General features: G+C 41.5%; 22 protein-coding genes and 1 pseudogene. 15 read left to right on the top strand and 8 right to left on the bottom strand.

Going from position 1 to position 21,785, the window contains the following annotated elements; translation table 11 throughout:
* Positions 1–51: 51 nt before the first annotated feature.
* The 3 genes and pseudogenes from MHB69_RS03500 to MHB69_RS03510 form a co-directional block, all read left to right on the top strand.
* Positions 52–304, top strand: a pseudogene (locus tag MHB69_RS03500) (recombinase family protein); the annotation flags it as partial.
* A gap of 63 nt (positions 305–367) precedes the next feature.
* Positions 368–1,330 (top strand): YafY family protein, encoded by a 963-nt coding sequence (locus MHB69_RS03505; protein ID WP_041116138.1) that lies wholly within the window; start codon positions 368–370, stop codon positions 1,328–1,330.
* Positions 1,331–1,404: 74 nt separating this feature from the next.
* Positions 1,405–2,037 (top strand): type 1 glutamine amidotransferase family protein, encoded by a 633-nt coding sequence (locus tag MHB69_RS03510; protein WP_034282747.1) that lies wholly within the window; start codon positions 1,405–1,407, stop codon positions 2,035–2,037.
* 116 nt (positions 2,038–2,153) lie between these two features.
* On the opposite strand, the gene MHB69_RS03515 is transcribed toward MHB69_RS03510, so the two are convergent.
* Complete coding sequence (locus MHB69_RS03515; protein ID WP_342496011.1) at positions 2,154–2,501, bottom strand: hypothetical protein; 348 nt, start codon at positions 2,499–2,501, stop codon at positions 2,154–2,156.
* 92 nt (positions 2,502–2,593) lie between these two features.
* Between MHB69_RS03515 and MHB69_RS03520 the strand changes: the two genes are divergently transcribed.
* Positions 2,594–2,821: a hypothetical protein gene (locus tag MHB69_RS03520; protein ID WP_039177063.1), complete on the top strand. Its 228-nt coding sequence runs from the start codon at positions 2,594–2,596 to the stop codon at positions 2,819–2,821.
* Here MHB69_RS03520 and MHB69_RS03525 read toward each other — a convergent pair.
* Positions 2,802–3,281, bottom strand: a complete 480-nt coding sequence (locus MHB69_RS03525) for an Hsp20/alpha crystallin family protein (protein ID WP_024424582.1) — start codon at positions 3,279–3,281, stop codon at positions 2,802–2,804. The two genes, MHB69_RS03520 and MHB69_RS03525, sit on opposite strands and share 20 nt — an antisense overlap.
* Before the next feature lie 65 nt (positions 3,282–3,346).
* Between MHB69_RS03525 and MHB69_RS03530 the strand changes: the two genes are divergently transcribed.
* Both MHB69_RS03530 and MHB69_RS03535 read left to right on the top strand, forming a co-directional pair.
* Positions 3,347–3,604 (top strand): hypothetical protein, encoded by a 258-nt coding sequence (locus MHB69_RS03530; protein WP_003213975.1) that lies wholly within the window; start codon positions 3,347–3,349, stop codon positions 3,602–3,604.
* Positions 3,605–3,610: 6 nt separating this feature from the next.
* Positions 3,611–3,844, top strand: a complete 234-nt coding sequence (locus MHB69_RS03535; RefSeq protein WP_034282744.1) for a hypothetical protein — start codon at positions 3,611–3,613, stop codon at positions 3,842–3,844.
* Between the two features lie 36 nt (positions 3,845–3,880).
* Here the strand turns inward: MHB69_RS03535 and MHB69_RS03540 are convergent, their stop codons facing one another.
* A complete protein-coding gene (locus MHB69_RS03540) occupies positions 3,881–5,272 on the bottom strand; it encodes an amino acid permease (RefSeq protein ID WP_024426650.1) in 1,392 nt (463 codons plus the stop codon).
* A 180-nt stretch (positions 5,273–5,452) separates the two neighbouring features.
* Complete coding sequence (locus tag MHB69_RS03545; protein WP_041116142.1) at positions 5,453–6,526, bottom strand: glycosyltransferase family 2 protein; 1,074 nt, start codon at positions 6,524–6,526, stop codon at positions 5,453–5,455.
* Between the two features lie 132 nt (positions 6,527–6,658).
* Here MHB69_RS03545 and MHB69_RS03550 point away from each other — a divergent pair, with 132 nt between their 5' ends.
* Complete coding sequence (locus tag MHB69_RS03550; RefSeq protein ID WP_041116144.1) at positions 6,659–8,542, top strand: ABC-F family ATP-binding cassette domain-containing protein; 1,884 nt, start codon at positions 6,659–6,661, stop codon at positions 8,540–8,542.
* Between the two features lie 32 nt (positions 8,543–8,574).
* On the opposite strand, the gene folE2 is transcribed toward MHB69_RS03550, so the two are convergent.
* A complete protein-coding gene (gene folE2, locus MHB69_RS03555; protein WP_041116146.1) occupies positions 8,575–9,471 on the bottom strand; it encodes a GTP cyclohydrolase FolE2 in 897 nt (298 codons plus the stop codon).
* 143 nt (positions 9,472–9,614) lie between these two features.
* Here folE2 and MHB69_RS03560 point away from each other — a divergent pair, with 143 nt between their 5' ends.
* Both MHB69_RS03560 and MHB69_RS03565 read left to right on the top strand, forming a co-directional pair.
* The gene (locus tag MHB69_RS03560) at positions 9,615–10,040 is read left to right on the top strand and encodes a MerR family transcriptional regulator (protein ID WP_024424586.1); all 426 of its coding nucleotides are present in this window, start codon (positions 9,615–9,617) and stop codon (positions 10,038–10,040) included.
* Between the two features lie 56 nt (positions 10,041–10,096).
* Positions 10,097–11,287, top strand: coding sequence for an MFS transporter (locus MHB69_RS03565; protein ID WP_342496012.1), 1,191 nt, complete (start codon positions 10,097–10,099; stop codon positions 11,285–11,287).
* A 47-nt stretch (positions 11,288–11,334) separates the two neighbouring features.
* On the opposite strand, the gene MHB69_RS03570 is transcribed toward MHB69_RS03565, so the two are convergent.
* Positions 11,335–12,888, bottom strand: a complete 1,554-nt coding sequence (locus tag MHB69_RS03570; RefSeq protein WP_024426645.1) for an ABC-F family ATP-binding cassette domain-containing protein — start codon at positions 12,886–12,888, stop codon at positions 11,335–11,337.
* Between the two features lie 152 nt (positions 12,889–13,040).
* On the opposite strand from MHB69_RS03570, the gene MHB69_RS03575 reads away from it, so the two are divergent.
* Positions 13,041–14,183, top strand: coding sequence for a DEAD/DEAH box helicase (locus MHB69_RS03575; protein ID WP_024426644.1), 1,143 nt, complete (start codon positions 13,041–13,043; stop codon positions 14,181–14,183).
* Between the two features lie 33 nt (positions 14,184–14,216).
* Here MHB69_RS03575 and MHB69_RS03580 read toward each other — a convergent pair whose 3' ends face one another.
* Both MHB69_RS03580 and MHB69_RS03585 read right to left on the bottom strand, forming a co-directional pair.
* Positions 14,217–15,221 carry an NADP-dependent oxidoreductase gene (locus MHB69_RS03580; protein WP_081124081.1) on the bottom strand — a complete coding sequence of 335 codons (1,005 nt, stop codon included), beginning with the start codon at positions 15,219–15,221 and terminating at the stop codon, positions 14,217–14,219.
* Between the two features lie 121 nt (positions 15,222–15,342).
* Positions 15,343–15,720, bottom strand: coding sequence for a YfmB family protein (locus MHB69_RS03585; protein ID WP_041108602.1), 378 nt, complete (start codon positions 15,718–15,720; stop codon positions 15,343–15,345).
* Between the two features lie 221 nt (positions 15,721–15,941).
* Here MHB69_RS03585 and MHB69_RS03590 point away from each other — a divergent pair, with 221 nt between their 5' ends.
* The 5 genes from MHB69_RS03590 to MHB69_RS03610 all read left to right on the top strand — a co-directional run bounded on the left by MHB69_RS03590 (position 15,942) and on the right by MHB69_RS03610 (position 21,507).
* On the top strand, positions 15,942–16,289 hold the full coding sequence (locus tag MHB69_RS03590; protein WP_034282732.1) for a general stress protein: 348 nt from the start codon (positions 15,942–15,944) through the stop codon (positions 16,287–16,289).
* Between the two features lie 956 nt (positions 16,290–17,245).
* The gene (locus tag MHB69_RS03595; protein WP_034282731.1) at positions 17,246–17,902 is read left to right on the top strand and encodes a methyltransferase domain-containing protein; all 657 of its coding nucleotides are present in this window, start codon (positions 17,246–17,248) and stop codon (positions 17,900–17,902) included.
* 281 nt (positions 17,903–18,183) lie between these two features.
* Positions 18,184–18,909: a GTP cyclohydrolase II gene (locus MHB69_RS03600; RefSeq protein WP_034282729.1), complete on the top strand. Its 726-nt coding sequence runs from the start codon at positions 18,184–18,186 to the stop codon at positions 18,907–18,909.
* Positions 18,910–18,941: 32 nt separating this feature from the next.
* Entirely contained in the window at positions 18,942–19,745 is an 804-nt protein-coding gene (locus MHB69_RS03605; RefSeq protein WP_342496013.1) for an SUMF1/EgtB/PvdO family nonheme iron enzyme, read from the top strand.
* Positions 19,746–19,749: 4 nt separating this feature from the next.
* A complete protein-coding gene (locus tag MHB69_RS03610; protein ID WP_342496014.1) occupies positions 19,750–21,507 on the top strand; it encodes a WD40 repeat domain-containing protein in 1,758 nt (585 codons plus the stop codon).
* Positions 21,508–21,785: the final 278 nt, after the last annotated feature.

Below are 21,785 nucleotides of genomic sequence, written 5' to 3' on the forward strand. Positions count from 1 at the left end.
AAAAAGGTGAAATCATTTATGGTACAGACCTAGCCCTGTATTACTCACAGTAAAAAGACAAATTTAAAATTCTTAAAAGATACGTAGCTAGATATCAGAAGATAATCCTTACAGCCAATTCTTAATTTACATTTATGGCGGGTGTAAGCCAATTAGAACGTGATATTATCCAATGCTTAAGGTCTGCTTGAGATACCATGATGCAGTAAAACTTTATAAAGAGGAAAATAAAATTGTAAATCAAATGTGTGAAATGACAAATCTGTGTAAAGCTTCAATTAGAAAGATATCGGAAAGAAATTGATGAGTTATACCAAAAATCACAAGTATATCATCGGAAATAAAACTCATATAAAGGTGGAATTATATGCCTAAAGTAGACAATTTGTTATCCATTTTATGGATGCTTCGTTCGGATAAAAAAATAACTGCAAAACAAATTTCAGAAAAGTTAGAGATGAATATAAGAACTGTGTATCGTTATATTGATACACTTTCAACGAGTGGTGTACCTATTATTTCAGAACCAGGACATAACGGTGGATATAGTTTATTGAACAATTTTATAGAGGCCCCTCTATTTTTTGATTTTGAGGAGATGACTTCACTATTTCACGCTGCTGTTTTTGCAGAAGAAGCCGGATATTATGGAGATGAAGCGCTAAAAAGGGCCATTTCAAAACTTAGTAAACACTCAAATCAAGAGCAAGAAACAAAGGTAAACCAACATTTAACTAGTCTTGAAGTAATAAGTCGAACCCCTTCAATCTCTTTGGAACCTTCTTTAAAGAAGTTGGAAAAGGCCATAGCAGACGCATACACGGTGAAAATTCTTTACAATAAAAGTGGAGAAAAGCAATTACATCATAGGTGGGTCGATCCATACAGAATAATCTATTGGAATAATAAGTGGTATGTGATTGGATTTTGTCATCTTAGGAATGATATGCGTAGTTTTAGAGTAGATCGAATTGAAAGTCTAATGCTGACAGTAAATCATTTTGACCAGAAAGAAAATTTTTCAGCACGTGACTTTTTTATAAACAGTCTCCTACCAACTTTAGAAGATAAGGAAGAGATTATTTCTTTGGTGATTCATGGGGATAAAAATGTATTGGCTGATATTTGCCAACATTGGTTTTTAGGACATTATTTACAAGAACGGACTTCAGATCAAGCAGTTTTTCTTCTTCCAAAAGATATGATACATACATATGTACCTTATTTACTTTTACCTTACAATAAATCTATTAAAGTTGTTGAGCCAATTAGTCTTAAGAAAAGAGTTATTGAAGTTTTGTCGGATTTAATAAAATTTTACCAAGTATGATAACTTCCCTGACGTTAACTGTCAGGGAAGTTATTTTATAATAGCTATATCAATTGTGAATGGAAGGTGATTGGATGCAAACAAAAAAAGTTTATCTATATGTATTTGATACGATGTCTGACTGGGAATATGGATATTTAATCGCTGAACTAAACTCAGGTAGATATTTCAAAAAAGATTTAGCACCTTTAAGAGTAATTACAGTAGGAGTTAATAAAGAAATAAAGACTACTATGGGAGGTTTGAGCATAAAACCAGATATTTCCCTTGAAGAATGTAATCTTGAGAGCAAAGATCTTTTGATTTTACCAGGAGGGACGACTTGGGGTGAAAAAATTCACCAACCTATCTTGGGAAGAATTGGTCAAGCCTTAGAGCTTGGCACAATTGTTGCTGCAATTTGTGGTGCAACTGACGGGCTCGCGAATATGGGATACTTAAATACTAGAAGGCATACAAGTAATAACTTAGAATATACTAAAATGGTTTGTCCTAACTATAAAGGAGAGAAGTTCTATGAGTTGGCACCTGCGGTATCTGATGCGAATTTAGTTACTGCATCAGGAATAGCTCCTTTAGAATTTGCAATGGAAGTGCTGAAAAAAATAGAAGTATTTGCACCAGATGCCTTACATTCTTGGTATAACCTAAATAAGACACATCAATCTGAATATTTCTTCCGATTGATGAATTCAATAAATAAATGAGGTAACGGAAAAAGCTCAATTTCACTACTTTGATTTGTAGAGAAGTGGAGCTTTTTATTTTGGACTTGTCTTATCGTTTGTGATACTGCCCCGATTGTACTAAAAAGCCGAGCACATTAAGAAGATGAAGGCTTTGATCGAATCGAGACAACCGGTGTTTTTGTTTCTTTTGGCTTCGGTGTTTGTGTTGATTTTTTGATGCATGTGTCCTTTGGCGTGTAATAGGTTGCCCCAATATTGAGCCTGCCTTGAAGCTGGTCAATAGAAAGCTCCCCAAATTCTAAATGGTAATCAATTTTGTCCACGCGCAGGGATTCGATATGGATGTGTGTATCCTCTGAGACAGGAGCAGCTGGTGCAGACATTTTTTGCTCAAGAGCGGCGAGTCTTTTTTCTAGCTCAATGACAGATGCGGATGGATTGGATTCAATTTTTTTAAAGAGTGATTGAATGAAATGTTTCAAGTAGACCACAACCTTTTCTTCCGCCTTACTCTAGTCTATGGAAAAGCTGCCCCGTATATACTTATAGAGATGACAAGAAAGGGGAGAAGCATATGCTGCCTACTCAGATTCACATTGCCCATATGAAAACGAATTCCATTGGCACAGGATCATCTATGACGTTTGGCTCGACGTTTGTTCGCAATCATTGCAGTACGATCAAACGAAACAATGGCTTTGGGGAACAGAATGCTGATGGCGTGATCACGATCCTGCCAATTGAAACAATTGATGATCGTGATCAAATAGACGCAGTGAGTATCAATATTCGTCATCTATGATGATAGCCGTCGCTTTTCCTTCATCCTTTTGCAGGCGGATGTAAAGTACACCGTCTTTAAAGGCAGCATTCATTTGACCAAGAATCATTTCTGGAAGGCGGATTTTCTTTTCAAACGGACCATACTTCCCTTGCTTTTGGCGAAAGTCCTGTTCGTTAAAAAAGGAAAAACGCTGTCCTTTCACAACCAAATATTCACCATATGATAACACCTGAACATCTTCCTTTCGGTAGCCAGGCAAATAAATTAAATATTGAATTTCTGCATGGGTTTCCACCATGTCGATTGGAGGAAACGACGCATCTGATCCCCGCTGATCCTGCTGTGTGAATGTAAATGGAGATGGACCGTTTGCCATAAAGGGGGATCTTTGCTCATCATCGAAGATCATTTTCCAAAAATCATCTCCATGCATTTGCTGGGCAATATCCATCCACTGCTTCATTTTTTCGAAGTCCATGTGAAGACCTCCCGTTAACATACTTGATGGGTGCTTGCATATACCTATAAAAAGGAGGTTTATCTGTGGTTCAACCAACTCCATATATCAATATTAATATTTTCATGTTAAAAATTAATTCCTTTGAAAATGCGTCGGCGGTGAATGTCGGACAAAATTTGTTAGCAGAGTGGCAAAACTCAGATAAAAAAAATCAGGGTTACGGACAGAATTTTGGAGATGCCAGCGGTTTTGTCGGTACAAAAAGCCATGTAGATGATCGAGATCAAGTGGACTCACCTGCCTCTTTTTCACCAGCAGCTAAACCCATTCAAAGGAAGTGACGTGTGATGTTATTCTCACCCTCAGTCGTCAATGTCGGTGCTTTTAAAATCAATGCAATGGATCGGGGTGCATCACTGACGCTAGGACCTTATCAGCAGATTGATTATTTTCTCTCAATGAAAATGAACCAAGGTTTTGGTGAGGACAATGGAGATTGTTCACCGCTTGTCATTCCGATTTCAAGCGTGCTAGATCCAGATATGGTGGACTCAAATTCAGTCAAAAACAGCGTGATTTAAGCAAAAAAAGAGACCGGGAATCCCCGTGTCTCTTTTCTAATGTGTTTCATTGAGATGGCTTTTTCGTCTTGCATAGGTGAAATAGACAACAACACCGATGGCGATCCAGATGAGGAAGGCTCTCCATGTGACCCAAGAAAGTGTTGTCGCAAGTGTGATACAAATGATCGCGCTGATAATTGGAAGCACAGGCACGAATGGCACTTTAAACGCTGCTTTAACATTCGGGTGTTTTTTTCGCAATATGATGACCGCAATGGAAATCACCGTAAAGGCTGCAAGTGTTCCGATACTGACTAAATTCGCAAGCGTCGATAAATTCACAAAACCTACGATACATGCTGCGACTGCCCCTGTCAGCCAAGTGTTGGCAACAGGTGTTTGTGATTTTGGATGAACCTTTGAGAAAACTTTTGGCATAAGTCCATCGCGACTCATCGCAAAGGTTAAGCGAACCTGTGCATAGACCAAGGCAATGAGTACCGTTGTAATCCCAATAATGGCACCGGCTGATATGATACCCGCCACACTATTCAGACCGACCACTTGAAGAGCAAATGCAACAGGATCACTGACATTCAGCTTCGTATAGTGAACCATGCCTGTTAAGACAAAGGAAACTCCGATGTATAAAATGGTACATACACCGAGCGCTCCCATAATCCCAATCGGCATCGCCTTTTGCGGATTTTTGACCTCCTCCGATGCATTGGCGATTGCATCAAATCCGAGGTAAGCAAAAAAGACTGTTGCTGCGCCTGCGATCACGCCCTCAAATCCCATTGGCATAAACGGTGTCCAGTTTTCAGGTTTGACGTAAGCAAAGCCTGAAATGATAAAGAGAAGGACGATGGCAATTTTGATCAGCACAATAATGTTATTCAGCTTTGTGCTTTCTTTGACGCCTCTTGAGACGATAAAGGTGATGAGCAAAATAATGAGTGCGCCTGGAAGGTTAAAGACGGCCCCGTCAGCGGCTCCAGGTGCAGCTGATAAAGCCTTCGGTATGTGCAGGCCAAATCCGCTGAGCAGTGATTGAAAATAGGACGACCATCCACTTGCTACAGCAGAGAGCGCAATGACATATTCAAGCATGAGATCCCAGCCCATTAAAAAGGCGAGAAATTCTCCAAGTGTTGCGTAGGAATACGTATAAACGCTGCCTGACACAGGAATGGATGAGGAGAATTCAGCGTAGCAAAATGCAGCAAGGGCGCATGCAATCGCAGCCAAAATAAAAGATATAATAATCGCAGGTCCCGCATCATTTGCCGCAGCAACCCCCGTAATGACAAAGATTCCAGTCCCGACCACACAACCAATGCCAAGCAAGATTAAATCAAACGTATTTAACGAACGGCTGAGCCGCTTTGTTTGACTTTCAAGCATGAGCTGGTCGAGAGATTTTTTTCTAAATAAAGAACTCATGTTGACCTCCTAATGGATAAATCTTTTCGTAAGACGAATGTTAGTATATGCGCAAATGACAATTTAGTCAATTGGTTGAAAAACGCTTTAAATCACTAAAGTGTTAAACGTCACAACCGAATAAGTGTATAAAAAGAGACATCCGCCGTGAGATCGAAGGCGGATGTGGTGTCAGACGATCTATGTCTGATCAGCAAATATTTTTTCATTGTACATGACACTTGGATGAGTCGGATGATGGGCGGAGGAGGCATGGTGATGTATTTTGGCTTGCTCCAGGTCGCCGAGCTGATAATAACAGTAGCAAAGCTGAAGGTGAGGATACCATGTTTTATATTGTGTAAGTGTGAAGGCTGTTTCGTTTTCAGGAGCCTTCAGCGCCTGCTCATACCAAAAGATGGCTGCCTGATGTTTATTTTGTATTTTTAGATGATCCCCGATCCGGCAGCAAAATTCTGGCCGGGGCTGATCATATAAGAAGGAACGTAATAAGGAGGATAAGGCCGCTTCCTCAAAGCCTGCCGCATAATAGCAGTCCGCTAAATATTGGCATGTGCGAATTTCATCCTCAATCCAGCACTGTTTTGTGTTTAAAAATTCATGATAAAAACGAATCGCTCTGACATGCTGCCCATTGTCTCTTAATTCATTGGCAAAATAAAAGAGATCACGGGGCGTCATGTCCTCTCCTTTTGCCAGCATGTCTTCATAAATTCGCAAGTTGCGCCCAGGCTCACCAGCAGTTGTTTTCTTGCGTTTTTGATGTGTGACGGCGATATCTGCTGGAAAGATGTTTCCATACACTTGAAGAAACTCATGAACGGCCCCGTACCACTGAAAGTTTAAGGAACGCTTCACAAGGCGATTTCTTCTATATTTGAAATTGACTTGACCGCTTTCATCGAAGCCCACATGATAAAACATCGAAACGGCATCCACTGAGGGATCAAGTGTCTGCTTGAGTTGAAGCAGTTTTTGGCGGTCTTCTTCAAGCAGAACATCGTCAGCATCGAGCCATAAAATATACTCTTTCGCTGCATGTGAGAAAGCAAAGTTACGTGCTTTTGCAAAATGCTGCACCCATTCAAAATCCAGCACCTTTGCTGAAAAGGAATGAGCGATCTCTTTTGTTTGATCTGTTGATCCCGTATCAACGATGATTATCTCATCGACAATGTCTTGAACAGAAGAAAGGCATTCCGCCAGCACTTCCTCTTCATTTTTCACAATCATACATAAGCTAATGGTTATCATCTTTAGATCACCTCTTCATAGTGTATCGAGCATCAAAAGGAAACATTCTTTTCAGCAGCGGGTTTTTTAAAACTAGTTTTCTGCTACTGGCTGATTTAAAATAAAGGAAGAATCTATGTAAGGGCTGATAAAATGAGTTTATTGAATGTTGAAGGATTATATAAAACCTATGGCGAGAAAACGCTGTTTGATCATATTTCGTTTCATATAGAACCGAAGGAACGCATCGGATTGATTGGACCAAATGGTACAGGGAAGTCAACACTTCTAAAGGTCATCGCGGGACTTGAATCGTTTGAGGAAGGTGACATCACGAAAGCAGGGACACTTGATATCGAATTTCTTGAGCAAGATCCTGAAATGACCGGAAATGAAACGATTCTTGACTACATTTTTTCTGGAACGGCACCAATGATTCAAACGATGAAGGCGTATGAACAGGCACTCGCCGATTTAGAGCATGACCCGCAAAATGAGGCAAAACAAGAGGCGCTGATGCGCATGCAAAATCGAATGGATCAGGAAGATGCTTGGGATGCAAACCTTTCAGCTAAAACGGTTTTGACAAAGCTTGGCGTGAAAGATGTGAGCCGCTCTGTACATGCATTGTCAGGCGGACAGAAAAAACGTGTCGCCATTGCTAAAAATTTAATTCAGCCTGCAGGTTTGCTGATTTTAGATGAGCCAACCAACCACCTTGATAATGCCACCATTGAATGGCTTGAAGGATATTTGAGTCAATACAGCGGTGCTGTCATCCTCGTGACGCACGATCGTTATTTCTTAAACCGGGTGGCCAATCGGATTTATGAGTTAAATCAAGGGCAGCTTTATACGTATAAAGGAAATTATGAAGTCTTTTTAGAAAAAAGAGCGGAGCGGGAAGCAGAGGCTCAGGTGAAAGAAACGAAGCGTCAAAACTTGCTTAGACGAGAGCTTGCATGGCTGAGACGAGGAGCAAAAGCAAGAACGACAAAGCAGAAAGCACGTATCGGCAGAGTCGAAGAGCTGAAAGATCAAAAAGGACCTGATGCGAAGGGAGAGCTTGATTTTGCCATCGGCTCGCACCGCTTGGGGAAACAAGTGATAGAGGCAGAAGACTTATCAATTTCATTTGCTGGCCAGACCCTTGTGGAGCGGTTTACAGATTTAGTCGTGCCGGGTGATCGTATCGGATTCATCGGACCGAATGGAGTCGGCAAAACCACTCTGCTGAACTGTCTAGCGGGTAAGATTGAACCGACCTCAGGACAATTGACCATTGGACAAACCGTTCGTATTGGCTATTACACGCAGGATCACAAGGAAATGAATGATGAGCTGACCATCATTGAGTATATCAAGGAAACAGCTGAAATCGTCAAGACGTCTGATGGCGTTATTGTCACAGCAGAGCAGATGCTGGAGAGGTTCCTTTTTCCAAGATCGATGCAGCGGACGTATATTCGTAAGCTGTCAGGGGGAGAACGCCGCAGATTGTATTTATTGAAGGTCTTAATGGAAGAGCCGAATGTTCTCTTTTTAGATGAGCCGACGAACGACCTTGATACAGAGACCCTCAGTATTTTAGAGGATTATTTAGAGCAGTTCCCTGGCGTCGTCATCACCGTGTCCCATGATCGTTATTTCTTAGACCGAGTGGTTCACCGTCTGCTTGTCTTTGAAGGAAATGGGCGCATTTCACACTTCCAAGGTGCTTACAGCGATTATATGGAACAGGAAAAAGAGCAGAAGCGGACAGAGACAAAGCCTGCTGAGAAACAAGTAGAAGCCGCACCTAAAAAGAGAAAAAAACTTTCTTATAAAGATCAGCTTGAATGGGACGGGATTGAAGACCGGATACAGGCATTAGAGGAAAAACATCAGCAGCTCGAAACCAGCATTGTAGAAGCAGGAAGTGATTTTGGAAAAATTCAAGAGCTGATGGACGAACAAAAAGCCGTTGCGGAAGAACTAGAACAAGCAATGGACCGCTGGACAGAATTGTCGCTTATGATTGAGGAATTGAATGAATAAAGATGTGGAAATAAAAAACCTGTAGAATCGCTCTACAGGTTTTTTTGATAGGAGCATTTGGCATACGCATCATGCTGGTGAATGGATTCCTCATTACGGCACTCGATTTGAAAGCTTTTAATCCATGGCTGCTCATATAATTCGATGGCAATTAATCTTGTGATATCTTCTACAAAGCGCGGATTTTCATAAGCCTCTTCCGTCACTTTCTTTTCATCAGGTCTTTTGAGCACGGGATAAAGCGGTGCGCTCGCATTGGACTCGATGATATGTAAAAGAGCGGCCTTGATATCGTCAGGATGCGATGCTTGTTCAAATAACCCTACTTGAATGGAAACAGATCCGCGCTGATTATGTGCACCATATTCACTGATTTCTTTGGAACAAGGACATAATGTCGTGACCTGTGCATCGCAGCCAACGTGACAGGTCCATCCGTCCTTTTCATGAAAATGGACGTCATATTGGACAGTCGCATGCATCAAGCCTGACTGACCGGTGACTGGGCTCTGTTTTTCCATGTACCATGGAAAGGCAACTTGAATGGAAGCAGAGGGCTGATCCATTTTCCGGGCGAGCGCTGCCGTCCATTCTTTTAGGGCATTCACATTAAGCGGCTTGCTGCTCTCATAAAACGAGTGCAGCTGTTCAGTGAGACGGCTCATATGAATGCCTTTTTGATGAGCTGGCAGGGATGTACTCAGTGTAAACTCAGCTGTAGTTGTCTGGCGTTGTGGTGCTGTTTTAGATACGATATGCACCGGATAGGACATGCGGCAGATCCCGACTTGTTCAAGATGAAAATAAAAGTTTTGCTCTGTTTTTTGAATGTCCGTCATGTCCTCTTTTTGCCAAGGCTTTGTGCCAAGACTTGGCGGTACAGATCCGAATAGCTGATGCCGTTCTTCTTTAGATGGAAAAGAGCGCATATAGTACCTCCTTTAAATCGTAATTATTCCTATTTATTTTGCGATAAAACAGGAAGGAAATCAAGGGTTAAAACTTTGACGTTTACGTTAAGGTTATAAAGGTGTATAATAAAACATGAATTGATGAGCAGGAGGCACTGGTGATGGAATGGATGAAAATTGATCAAGTGGCGAAAAGAAGCGGACTGACAAAACGGACGATTCGTTTCTATGAAGAGATTGGTTTATTATCAGCACCAAAGCGGACAGAGGGCGGAGTCAGACTTTACTCAGAGGACGACATGGAAGAGCTAGAGAAAGTGATGCAGGCAAAAGAGGTACTCGGCTTTTCTTTACAGGAGCTTCAATCGTTTATGGAAATCGGAAAGCAGCTAGAGCTGAATAAAGAAGGTTACTTGCTGTCGCTTGATCCGAAGGAACGATTAGAGAAGCTGTTAGATATTGAGGCGCAGCTGACTGTGCAGCATCAATTGATTTCAAAAAAGCTTGAAACCATTCAATCCTTTAAAAAGGATCTTGAAGCGATGAAAGAAAGAGCGGCTCATGCAATTGAGCAATTACAAAAATAAACACCTCTGCGTGTTTATTTTATTTTGTCAACATTTGAAGGAAAGGTTCTGATGGAATGAAGGAAGAAGAAGTGTTGAAACAGCGTACAAGTCTGCTTAGGCAGCCAAAAGCCGTTTGGGCTGTTGCCTTTGCATGTGTGATTTCGTTTATGGGAATAGGACTCGTCGACCCGATCCTGCCAGCCATTGCATCGCAATTACACGCATCTCCAAGCCAGGTGTCTCTTTTATTTACAAGCTACTTACTTGTGACCGGCTTTGTGATGTTTTTTACCGGTTTTATTTCTAGCCGGATTGGTGCGAAATGGACGTTATTAGTAGGACTCATTTTTATTATTGTTTTTTCTGCTTTAGGAGGTACTTCGTCAACGATTAATGAATTAATTGGCTTTAGAGGCGGATGGGGCATCGGGAATGCTTTATTTATTTCAACTGCACTCTCTGTCATTGTCGGTGTGTCTGTTGGAGGAAGTGCGAAGGCCATTATTTTATACGAGGCAGCACTAGGTCTTGGGATATCGGTTGGACCGCTGCTTGGCGGTGAGCTTGGAACAATTTCTTGGCGCGGGCCTTTCTTTGGCGTTGCCGTGTTAATGCTTATTGCTCTTTTAGCCATTACCTTTATGCTTCCACCTATGCAAAAGCCTGAGAAAAAAGTGAAATTATTTGAGGCTGTCGGGGCGTTAAAATATAAAGGACTTTTAACGATGGCATCTGCCGCTTTCTTATACAATTTCGGTTTCTTTGTGCTTTTAGCGTATTCACCATTTGTGCTCCATCTTGATGAGCATGGACTTGGTTATGTCTTTTTTGGTTGGGGGCTATTTTTGGCTGTGACCTCCGTCTTCTCCGCGCCGGTCATTCATCGCAAACTTGGGACATTGACCTCGCTGGTGGTTTTGTTTGCTTCGTTTGCTGTGATTTTATTCGGCATTGGAATATGGACGTCTCATGTTGTGGTCGTGATCTGCGGAATTGTCATTGCTGGGGGAATTCTCGGTATGATCAATACGGTGCTCACGACAGCTGTGATGGGGTCAGCACCGGTTGAACGTTCAATTGCTTCATCCTCTTACAGTGCTGTTCGGTTTATTGGGGGCGCGATTGCTCCTTGGATTGCCGGAGTTCTCGCTGAATCCTATACAGCAAGTACACCTTATTATGTCGGGGCTGCTGTTGTTCTTCTAGGCATGATTATTCTGCTCCTTGGACGTAAGCATTTGGTGAATATCCAAGCAGGTCATTAATTAGAAAAAGGCCTTATATCTTTTGAAGATATAAGGCTTTTTTGTCGTTATAATACTTTTGTCGTCCAAGATTCGCAATTCCAAGTTTCGGTTGCCACATCTTGATAAAATTCAGGTTCGTGAGAAATCAATAAGACGCTGCCTTTATATTCTTTTAACGCGCGTTTTAGTTCTTCTTTTGCATCGACATCTAAATGGTTTGTCGGCTCATCGAGAACAAGTAAGTTGGTTTCTTCGTTGATCAGCTTGCAAAGACGGACCTTTGCTTTTTCTCCTCCGCTTAATACAGACACACGGCTTTCAATATGTTTTGTCGTTAATCCGCATTTTGCAAGAGCGGCTCTGACTTCGTATTGCGTGTAAGAAGGGAAGGTGCTCCATACTTCTTCAATACAAGTATTGCTGTTTTGCTCTTTTACTTCTTGCTCAAAGTAGCCAATATGCAAGAATTCTCCACGTTCCACCTCACCAGAAATAGGTGTGATTTCCCCAAGAAGACTTCGGAGCAGCGTCGTTTTTCCGATACCGTTAGCACCGTACAGCGCAATTTTTTGCCCGCGTTCCATTTTCAAATTCAATGGGCGGGAGAGCGGTTCATCATAACCAATGACCAAATCTTTCGTTTCAAAAATCAGTTTCCCAGACGTACGTGCCGGTTTAAAGTGGAATTCTGGTTTTGGCTTTTCTGCTGCCAGTTCAATCATATCCATCTTATCCAATTTCTTTTGACGGGACATCGCCATATTTCTTGTGCTGACACGTGCTTTGTTTCTTGCGACAAAATCCTTTAGTTCAGCCACTTCCTGCTGCTGTCTTTTATAGGCTGCTTCGAGCTGCTGCTTTTTGACTTCGTACACTTGTTTAAATTGGTCGTAATCACCAACATAGCGCGTGAGCTCTTGATTTTCAACATGATAAATCAAGTTAATAACACTGTTTAAAAACGGAATATCATGTGAAATGAGGATAAACGCATTTTCATATTCCTGTAAATAACGCTTCAGCCACTCAATATGCTGCTCATCCAAATAGTTGGTCGGCTCATCGAGAAGGAGAATTTCTGGCTTCTCTAACAGCAATTTCGCTAGCAGGACCTTCGTACGCTGACCGCCGCTGAGCTCCGTCACATCACGGTCCAGTCCAAGATCCGTTAAGCCAAGACCTCTTGCAATCTCCTCGACCTTAGAATCAATGATATAGAAATCATTGTTTGTCAGTGCGTCCTGAATGACGCCAACTTCCTCTAACAGCTTTTCCAGCTCATCAGGATCGGCTTCACCCATTTTGCCATAAATGTCATTCATCGCGGCTTCCATGGAGAATAAATAATGGAATGCATCCTGAAGGACTTCACGGATCGTTCTGCCCTTTTCTAGCACGGTATGCTGATCAAGGTAGCCGACACGGACATTTTTCGCCCATTCGACTTTTCCTGCATCTGGCTCCAGCTTGCCAGTAATAATATTCATAAACGTTGACTTTCCTTCACCGTTGGCGCCGATTAAGCCGACATGCTCGCCTTTTAATAAACGGAAGGACACTTCGTGGAAAATGGCTCTGTCGCCAAAGCCATGACTTAAATCTTTAACAGATAATATCATTTTTTACACCTCAAATAGATTCAAAACGGCTAGTGCCTCTCATGATTATATCGAACTGTCCGGCTCGATAAAAGCATCAAAAGAAAAATTGCGTTTCAAAGCTGATTTTGAGATACTAAAGGATAGATTGAATGAGGATAAAGGAGATCGACATGACGGAAAATTGGGCATTTTTGAAAGAAGCAAAGCCATTTATTCAGGAAAACTTTCAAGCGGCTGGCTTCGAAAAACCAACAGCTATACAAGAAAAAACAGCAGAGTGGATTACGGAGAAGCGTGATGTGATCGCAGAATCGCCAACTGGAACGGGGAAGACACTTGCGTATGTTCTGCCGCTTTTAAATAAAATTGATGTCAATATTAAGCATCCGCAAGTCTTAATCTTGGCACCTTCAAGAGAGCTTGTGATGCAAATCTTTGATGTCGTGCAAGAGTTCAAACAAGGATCAGACATCAAAGCGGTTTCCTTGATTGGTGGAGCGAACATCAAGAAGCAGCAAGAAAAACTAAAGAAACATCCGAACATCGTTGTGGCGACACCTGGCCGAGTACAAGAATTAATCAAAATCAAGAAACTGAAAATGCATGAAGTCAAAACGATTGTATTAGACGAAGCAGATCAGCTTCTTGTGCCAGAGCATATGAAAACGATCCAAGGGATCATTAAGTCTACATTAAAAGAAAGACAAATCCTTTGTTTTTCTGCAACGTTGAAAGAAGAAACCGTTCAGCTGATCAAAGAAATGACATCTGAACCAGAAGTATTGAAAATTGCTAGAAGCGAGGAAGAAGCGCAGAAAGTGGGTCACTATTATCTGTTATGTGATCAGCGTGACAAAGTGAAACTGCTGCAAAAGCTATCACGGCTTGAGGACATGCAGGCGCTCGTTTTTGTGCGTGACATTACGAACTTAAGCATTTATGCAGAGAAATTAGCGTACCATCATGTCGACCTTGGTGTCCTTCATAGTGAAGCAAAAAAAGCTGAACGTGCTGTGATCTTGAAATCATTTGAACAGCGTGAATTCCCGCTCCTCCTTGCAACAGATATTGCAGCAAGAGGAATCGATATTGATGATCTGCCATATGTGATTCATGCAGATATGCCAAATGAAGAGGGCTACATCCACCGTTCAGGCAGAACCGGACGAGCAGGCAAAGAAGGCGCAGTCATCAGTCTTGTCACACCTCAAGAGCAATCAATGCTGAAAAAAATGGCGAAAAAGCTGAATCTTTCGCTTGAAGAAATTGTGTATAAGCAAGGCCAGCTGCACCTTGCGCCCAAGCAGGCATAAGAAAAGGACCCTCCACATGGAGGGTCCTTTTTGTTATGAAATTTTGACAAGCTGTTTTCCGACATTTTCTCCTTTGAATAGTCCAAGGAATGCGTCAGGAATGTTGTCAAAGCCTTCTATGATTGTTTCTTTATATGTGAGTTTGTCTTCTTTTACCCATTGTGCGAGATCCTTCGCTGCCTCTCCAAAACGATCTGAATAGTTGGCAACGATGAAGCCTTGCATCAATGCGCTTGTTTTGATGAGTTTTGTTTGCACACGCGGTCCGATGTCCTCGCTTGCGCTAATATTATAAGAAGAAATGGCGCCGCACACTGGAATGCGTGCAAAACGGTTTAAATGATTCATCACCGCATCTGAAATCTCGCCGCCTACATTGTCAAAATACACATCAACGCCGTTAGGGCAGGCTTTTGCAATGGCATCATCTAAATCATTTGTTGTTTTATAATTAATCGTTTCATCAAAGCCCAATTCTTTTAAATAAGCGAGTTTATCGTCAGATCCGGCAATTCCCACGACGTGTGCGCCCTTGATCTTAGCGATTTGTCCCACAACAGAACCAACGGCACCTGCTGCTCCAGAAATGACAACCGTCTCGCCTTCTTTTGGCTGGCCAATCGCAAGCAGGCCGAAGTAAGCGGTTTGCCCTGGCATGCCCAAAATCCCTAAATAATAGGACAATGGCGCAATGGACGGATCAATTTTAGTCAGAGATTCAGCTTTGGCAGTGGAGTATTCTTGCCATCCAAGGAATCCAAGGACAAAATCACCCTTTTCAAATTGAGGCGATTTCGACTCAATGACTTCTCCGACAACACCGCCCTGAATCACTTCATTTAGCTTGAACGGAGGTGTATAGGATTTTGTATCCTGCATTCGCCCTCTCATATAAGGATCTACAGAAACATATTTCGTTTGAATCAAGACCTCCCCATCTTGCGGCACAGGTATATCGACTGTTTCAAAATGAAAAACATCTTTTGTAGGTAATCCTTTAGGACGTTTAGCTAATTGAATTTGCTTTTGTTGACTCATGTCAAATCCTCCCTTTCACTTACAGCCTAGATTTACATTAACATGATGCTTCTTTTCGTTCAAAACATACGGTCTTTTCAAAACACATACAAAAAAGCAGCCGCCATCTTATCGAAGGGGACTACTTTTTCTGAAAAGATACAGAGAGAAGCGGCGGGAGACAGCCAAACAGCTGATACACATCCGCGTCACGTTCTTTTAACAAATATTCGTTTGCATTTTGCATGGAGGCTTTCATCATATCGCGCGTCACAAAAGGAAAAAGGATATTCAAGTATGAGGACAACATGTCTTGTGGATCTTGTTCAATTGACTCAATATCTCCAATGTTAATAATGATGGAAAAGAGATAATCAATTGAGATGCGAAAGTGCTGTTCGGCAAACAATGTAAGCGGCTTTGTATTTGCTTCTTCAGGATTCCACTTTTGAAAAAGCTGTTTCACCAAATCACTGACAACCCAAGCATTAAACTGCTGCTCCGCTGAAAAGTAATACATCAGCTCTCCCTCATTTCTAGCCTCCAGTATAAGAATTGTACAACAAATCAACAGGATTGAACATGATAATTCAGAAAATTTAGTCATTTTTACAGGCTTTTTGTCAAAAATAAGTCGATAGACATGGTACGTCTTTCAAGAAAATTGGATGTGCTCGTGGAAGGTTTAATGTCAAAAGTGACGGGTAAAAGATTCGTAAGACGTTAAAGGAGGAATATAAAATGAAACCTGTTGTAAGAGAGTATTCAAATGATGAAACACTTCAAAAAGATGTAGAGCAATTAAAGGCACTCGGTGTTGCAAGAGAGGACATTTATGTTCTGTCCCATGACGATGATCGAACAGAGCGTATTGCAAATAATGCAGATGCCAATACGATTGGCTCAAGAGAAGTTGGACTCAAACATGCGGTTGGAAACATCTTTAGTAAAAAGGGTGATGAGCTCCGCAATAAAATTCATGAAATTGGTTTCTCAAAAGAAGAAGCTGAGACATTTGAAGAACATTTAGACGAAGGGAAAGTCCTTCTCTTTGTCACAGATCATGAAAAAGTGAAAAACTGGGCGTAAACGCCAACCGAAAAAGCCTCTTACTTTTGTAAGGGGCTTTTTTTCATGCTTCCATGTCTGAAAGAGAGACATATATCTTTTTTACGATAATAAGTAAATACAGAAGTATGGAATAAATAGTAAACTCTCTAATTGAAAATGCCGTTATACCAATGAAAATCATGGAGAATCAAAAAAAATAGTCGAAATATCACAAAAAACCATTCGGGAAATAATCATTGTATCTTTCTATTTTGATTTAAAATTAAATAAAAAACTTGTGTAATTTAGTAGATAAATTTCTTAGTTCTATTGGTTTAAGTTGTATTTTTGTGTAGAAATAAGTGTTTTAAGGTCAAAAAACCACGAAAAATACCTGTATTTTCAATTAGAAATTCATTTTAATGTTTAGGAAATAATTTGTTGACAAAATAAACTAAAAACAATATATTTGGCTTAATCCAGTCATTATGGAATTAGTTGTTAAATTTCTGGCGGGTTTATTCCAAGCATAATCTAGTGAAAGGAGGTGGCAAGAACAAAGGCGTAAGCGCCTCTTAGATACAAAAATGTCTACTAGAACAGAACAAATCATCGTTTACTTGAAGAAAAAATGATCGCCATTCTAAACAGTAGATTGATCTTTCTACTAAAAGCATAGTGTAAGAGATTGAAAAAGACGTTAAGTCCTTATAAAAAAGAGAAAGCGGTTTCACTAAGAAATGTGAGTTGATCGAACGGTAAAGGAGGTGAACTCATATGAAAAAAAGAGAGAACAAGCTGAGGCGATGCGGCCCTCGAACGGCTGCATATGAGGATGAATGCTGAAAAAGAAGAGTGAACATGTGGGGTGCTTCTCTCCTTTTTCAGAAAAACAGATTTTCCTAAAAAATCCATCTTTCATTTTAACATAAGGTTTTTGGCTTGAAAACCACCTTTGCCCGAAAAGAAGATTGTGAATTGAAGGAGGTTTCATGATGAAAAAGGCTTTGTACCATGAAGACAGTGGATTGTATTTAGAAAAGATGCGCATGGCATTCCAAGAGCATTATGAGCAAAGAACAGATATGTGGTCTACTGATCCATCCTTAACAGACGCAGCAGTGATGTCATTAAAGGCATGGCGTTCAAGGGAAAAGAATGCACTTGCTTCTGTGCTGGATATCGGGTGCGGCAACGGCCGTGCACTAGAACATTTAAGCGGGCTTTCCGGATATGTCGGTATCGACCTGTATGAGCATGAGGAGTGGGAAGGGTTACAGAAAAGAGAAACAGTTCCTGTCCATTTTGTTCATCAAGATTTTATGTCATGGTCCATGGATCAGGGACGCGGGATGCAGTTTGATTTAATTTTAGATCATGGCTGCTTTCATCATCAACATCCTGATGATCATGAACGTTATTTAAAACAGGTCTCTTCTTTACTTCATGAAGGCGGTGTCTTTTCACTTGTTGTCTGGGGAGAACAGTGGAAAACAGGATTAATCGGAGAAGATGGCCGTTTCCATTTTTCATTTTCAGATTCTCAGCTTGGCGAAAAAATTTGTACATCAGGTCTTGAGCTTGTATCCATATCACCGTTACAAGCGAAGGCCGGAATAAGCCAGCATCATGTCATTGCCGTCAAAATCTAGTACAAAGGTGAGTGATTCAAAGCTAGCAGAGGTGTTCATGGGAAGAAAGAGCATCTATCAATCAAGGACGTTTGCTGCTCTGACAGAAAATAAAGCATATGAACCAAGATTTCTGCTCCTTTGTACTGGAAAAGGACAAGGTCTAAAGCGATGAGAGACACTGCACATCCATTTCTTTCTGCGGGAGCACACAAGCTGAGGGAGTGCGTACACATATTCATCACTCCATCACTGCGCTATGGGAGTCGATTTGGGTGCAGTGATGAATAGGGGGGAGACAAATGAACAAGTTTGTAGATGAATTACAATCAATGATTCATCATTTTACCTTTCAAGAAAAACACTATTTGCTCGTGGGGCCTGTGAATCTGCCAATTTCCATTCAACATGAAGAAGTGCCATTTAAGTGGTATGCCTTTGCGCCTGTTGAACGGGATACAAAACCAACGATCGAATCTATTGTCCAAATGAGTACCGCGCAGCAAACCTTTTCCTCTTGTCTCTTATTTGGCGACTTTGAAAATGAACGGCCGCCGCTTGTGCGAATCCATAGTGTCTGCCAAACAGGGGATGTGTTTGGGTCACTGAAATGTGATTGTGGTCCACAGCTTGCATTATCGCTGAAGAAAATCACCGATTACGGAAAAGGCATGCTTGTGTATATGGCCAATCAAGAAGGTCGGTCTATTGGGCTGATGGCAAAAGCGTTGACGTATAAATTACAGGAGATGCAGCTGGATACTTTTGAAGCCAACCGCCTGATCGGCTGCGGGGATGATGATCGGCATTACGAGGAAGCAGCAGCTGTTTTGCACTATTTAAACAAAGGGAAACCATTGCATTTACTAACAAACAATCCAGATAAAGTCGATTCTATTGCAGCTTACGGTCTTCCTGTTTTGCGGTTTGATCATACGGTCGAAGCCTCTCTCTACAATGAAGCCTATTTAAAGGCAAAAGCAGCCTCAGGGCATATGGTCGATGAGAAGAAATTAATTAATCAATAGACGAGTTTATTGAAAGAAGGCGGGAGAAAAGCGTGAAACCTGATATCAATTGGATTCAAATCCCAAGCGGCTATGCAACGATTGGAAGTAATGAAGAAGATATGAAAAAGGCAGCAGAATTCTGGAAGGACAAGCTGCTCAATCCAACCTACGGCCGTGAGAAAAAATTTCAAAAGTGGCTGTACAAAGAATTTCCATCCTATCAGCCGTATATCAACGAATTTTTTATCTCAGATACGGTCATCAGCAATGAATTGTATCAAAGCTATTGTGATGAAACAGGCCAGACATACCCAGAGAGTTTAACGAACGAAGAGCTTGGCGGGGGAAAAGATCATCCAGCTTGGGGCATGGACATTGAGGATGCCTTCTCGTTCTGTCAGTGGCTGAGCGGGAAACTTGGGATTGATGTTTCGATTCCTACTGAAGAAGAATGGGAGTATGCTGCCCGGGGAAACACGAGAAATCAATACCCGTGGGGAGATGAGTTTGATCCTTCTTACTGCAATACGCACGAATCAAATATTGAAAAAACGACGCCTGTCCGTCATTACGAAAAGGGCCGATCCTTATTTGGTCTTTATGATATGGGGGGCAACGTCGAGGAATGGGTCAATACCAAATATCACGTATATGAAGGCGGCATCGAGGTCGTCGATGATTTAACGGAAACACTCGGAAATGATTACTACATTTTAAAGGGCGGCTCCTTCGCAAGAGGCGGAGATTTATGCAGAGTCGCAAGAAGACACGGGAAGCACCCAGATCCCGTTTTTCGATTTACTGGTTTTCGTTTAGTGACTCGTCAAAAACAACATATAAAGGTGGGAGTGTAAAACCATGCATAGAGGACCAATTACATCTGTTTTATCAACTCAGCACGACCAAATTGTTTACACTGGCGGCTATGACCGCTGTATTTATCAGTGGAACCGGGCGACGGGAGAAGGAACGTTTATTGGCAGTCACGAGCATATCATTAATTCTATATCTCTTTCAGAAAACGGAAAGTATTTAGCGAGTGCATCGTCAGACTATACGATTCAATTGTATGATACAGGCACAAATACCCGAATCCGCACGTTGTTTGGTCATGCAGATGATGTAGAAGCCGTCGCTTTTGCGAAGCAGGATACTTTGCTTGTATCCGTGTCCAGAGATAGAAGATGCTTAGTCTGGGATATCGAAACGGGCGCTATTTTAAGAGAATTCCATGGCCATAGCAAAGATGTATTAGCTGTATGGATACATGGTGATAAAGCTTATACAACAGGTGATGATGGATATGTCCTTGTATGGCTGTATGAAACCGGAGAAATTGTAGGGGAAATCGGCCCGTTTGATTATGAGCTCGATACGATCAGCGGCAGCAATCAAAAAGAAGTATTCGCACTTGGCAGAGATGATGGCACCGTCATTATTTATGATGCGGGTACTTTACAGGAGAAGAAAATCATTAAAGCCCATTTACAGGGCGTCAAGCGCGTGAATTTTTCCCCAAGCGGCAATTACTTGCTGACAGCAGGCTACGACCATTTAATTAAGCTGTGGAATTATGAAACAGGTGATTTAGTCGATACACTGCTGCCTCATAAATATCAGTGGGAGCGCTCACTTGTCTGGACAGAGGATGAGAAGTCAATACTAGGAGCCAGCTTTGGAAAAACATATTGTGAATGGTCGATCGAAAAGGGCAAAGTCGTATCAGATGAGATCGAAATGGCGACACCATCTATCAATGATATTGCGCTGACTGATGCAGGTGATATTATTACCGCATCCGATGATGGAAAATTCAGAAAAAATGGGATTGAAATTGCCAAATCGACGGGCGTTTTAACAAATGGAGTAGCTGTTGCACGGGATGGAAGCTATTATGCGTGGGGAGACCATGCAAGTCAGGTGCATATTGTTCATGAGTCATTACAGCAAATGGTTTCGTTTGATCTTAACACAGGTCCGGTCAACAGCGTGTATTTCCACGAGGAGGATCGTCAATTTTATATTGGAACTTACGGCGGTTATGTACATGTCATTTCGACAGAACACTTAAAGGAAATCGGCCGTTCCAAAGCACACGATTGTGCAGTTAAAGCATTAAAGGTAGAAGGAGATCTTATCATCACAGCAGCAGTTGAAGGAACCATTTGTCTTTTAGATAAAAAGAGTTTGTCCTTAAAAGCGGAGTACATTGGTGCGACAGAGCTGTTAAATGATGTCTTTATTGATAGTAAACGAGACCGTATCGCCATTGTCAGCCGCGACAAGAATGTGAGATTGTTTGATTTGCATACAGGAAGAATTTTAGGCCAGCATAACGAACACCAGTATTCGATTAAATCGGTCACAGTCACAGACTCAGGCTATATTGTAAGCGGTGATTATTGGGGCTATATCGTTGTGTGGAATCCAGAGCTGGATGTCAACACCGGCCCAATTAGAATTGCCCAAAATGGGATTAGTGCCATCAGACAATTAGGCAATGATGTATACGCAAGCTCATATGACGGCGGGATTTATCACGTTCGAGAAGATGGGACGCATACCGAAGTACTACGCTTATTTGAACAATTTCCGAAAGAAGTAATCTCTCATTAAGAAAAAGAATGTAAGCGGGGGATTCTCATGATAAGTGTTTGCAAGGAACATATGAAAAAAGGTCTGTCTGTACTCAATTGTCCGCATGTGCTCCTCATTAATAAATATGAATGTCGCAAATGCTGTTTTTGTAAACAACGAGCATCTTATAAACTTTTTTATTCCTTGCCTTACTATGATCGATCTGAAAAGAAACGGATGGAAAAAATATAGCACATGAGAATAGAACTCCTTCATTCCCTGAAGGAGTTCTTTCCCTTGAAAGAGAGGAAAGGAGA

It is taken from the genome of Bacillus sp. FSL K6-0994 (assembly GCF_038630815.1).
Taxonomy (GTDB): Bacteria; Bacillota; Bacilli; order Bacillales; family Bacillaceae; genus Bacillus; species Bacillus safensis.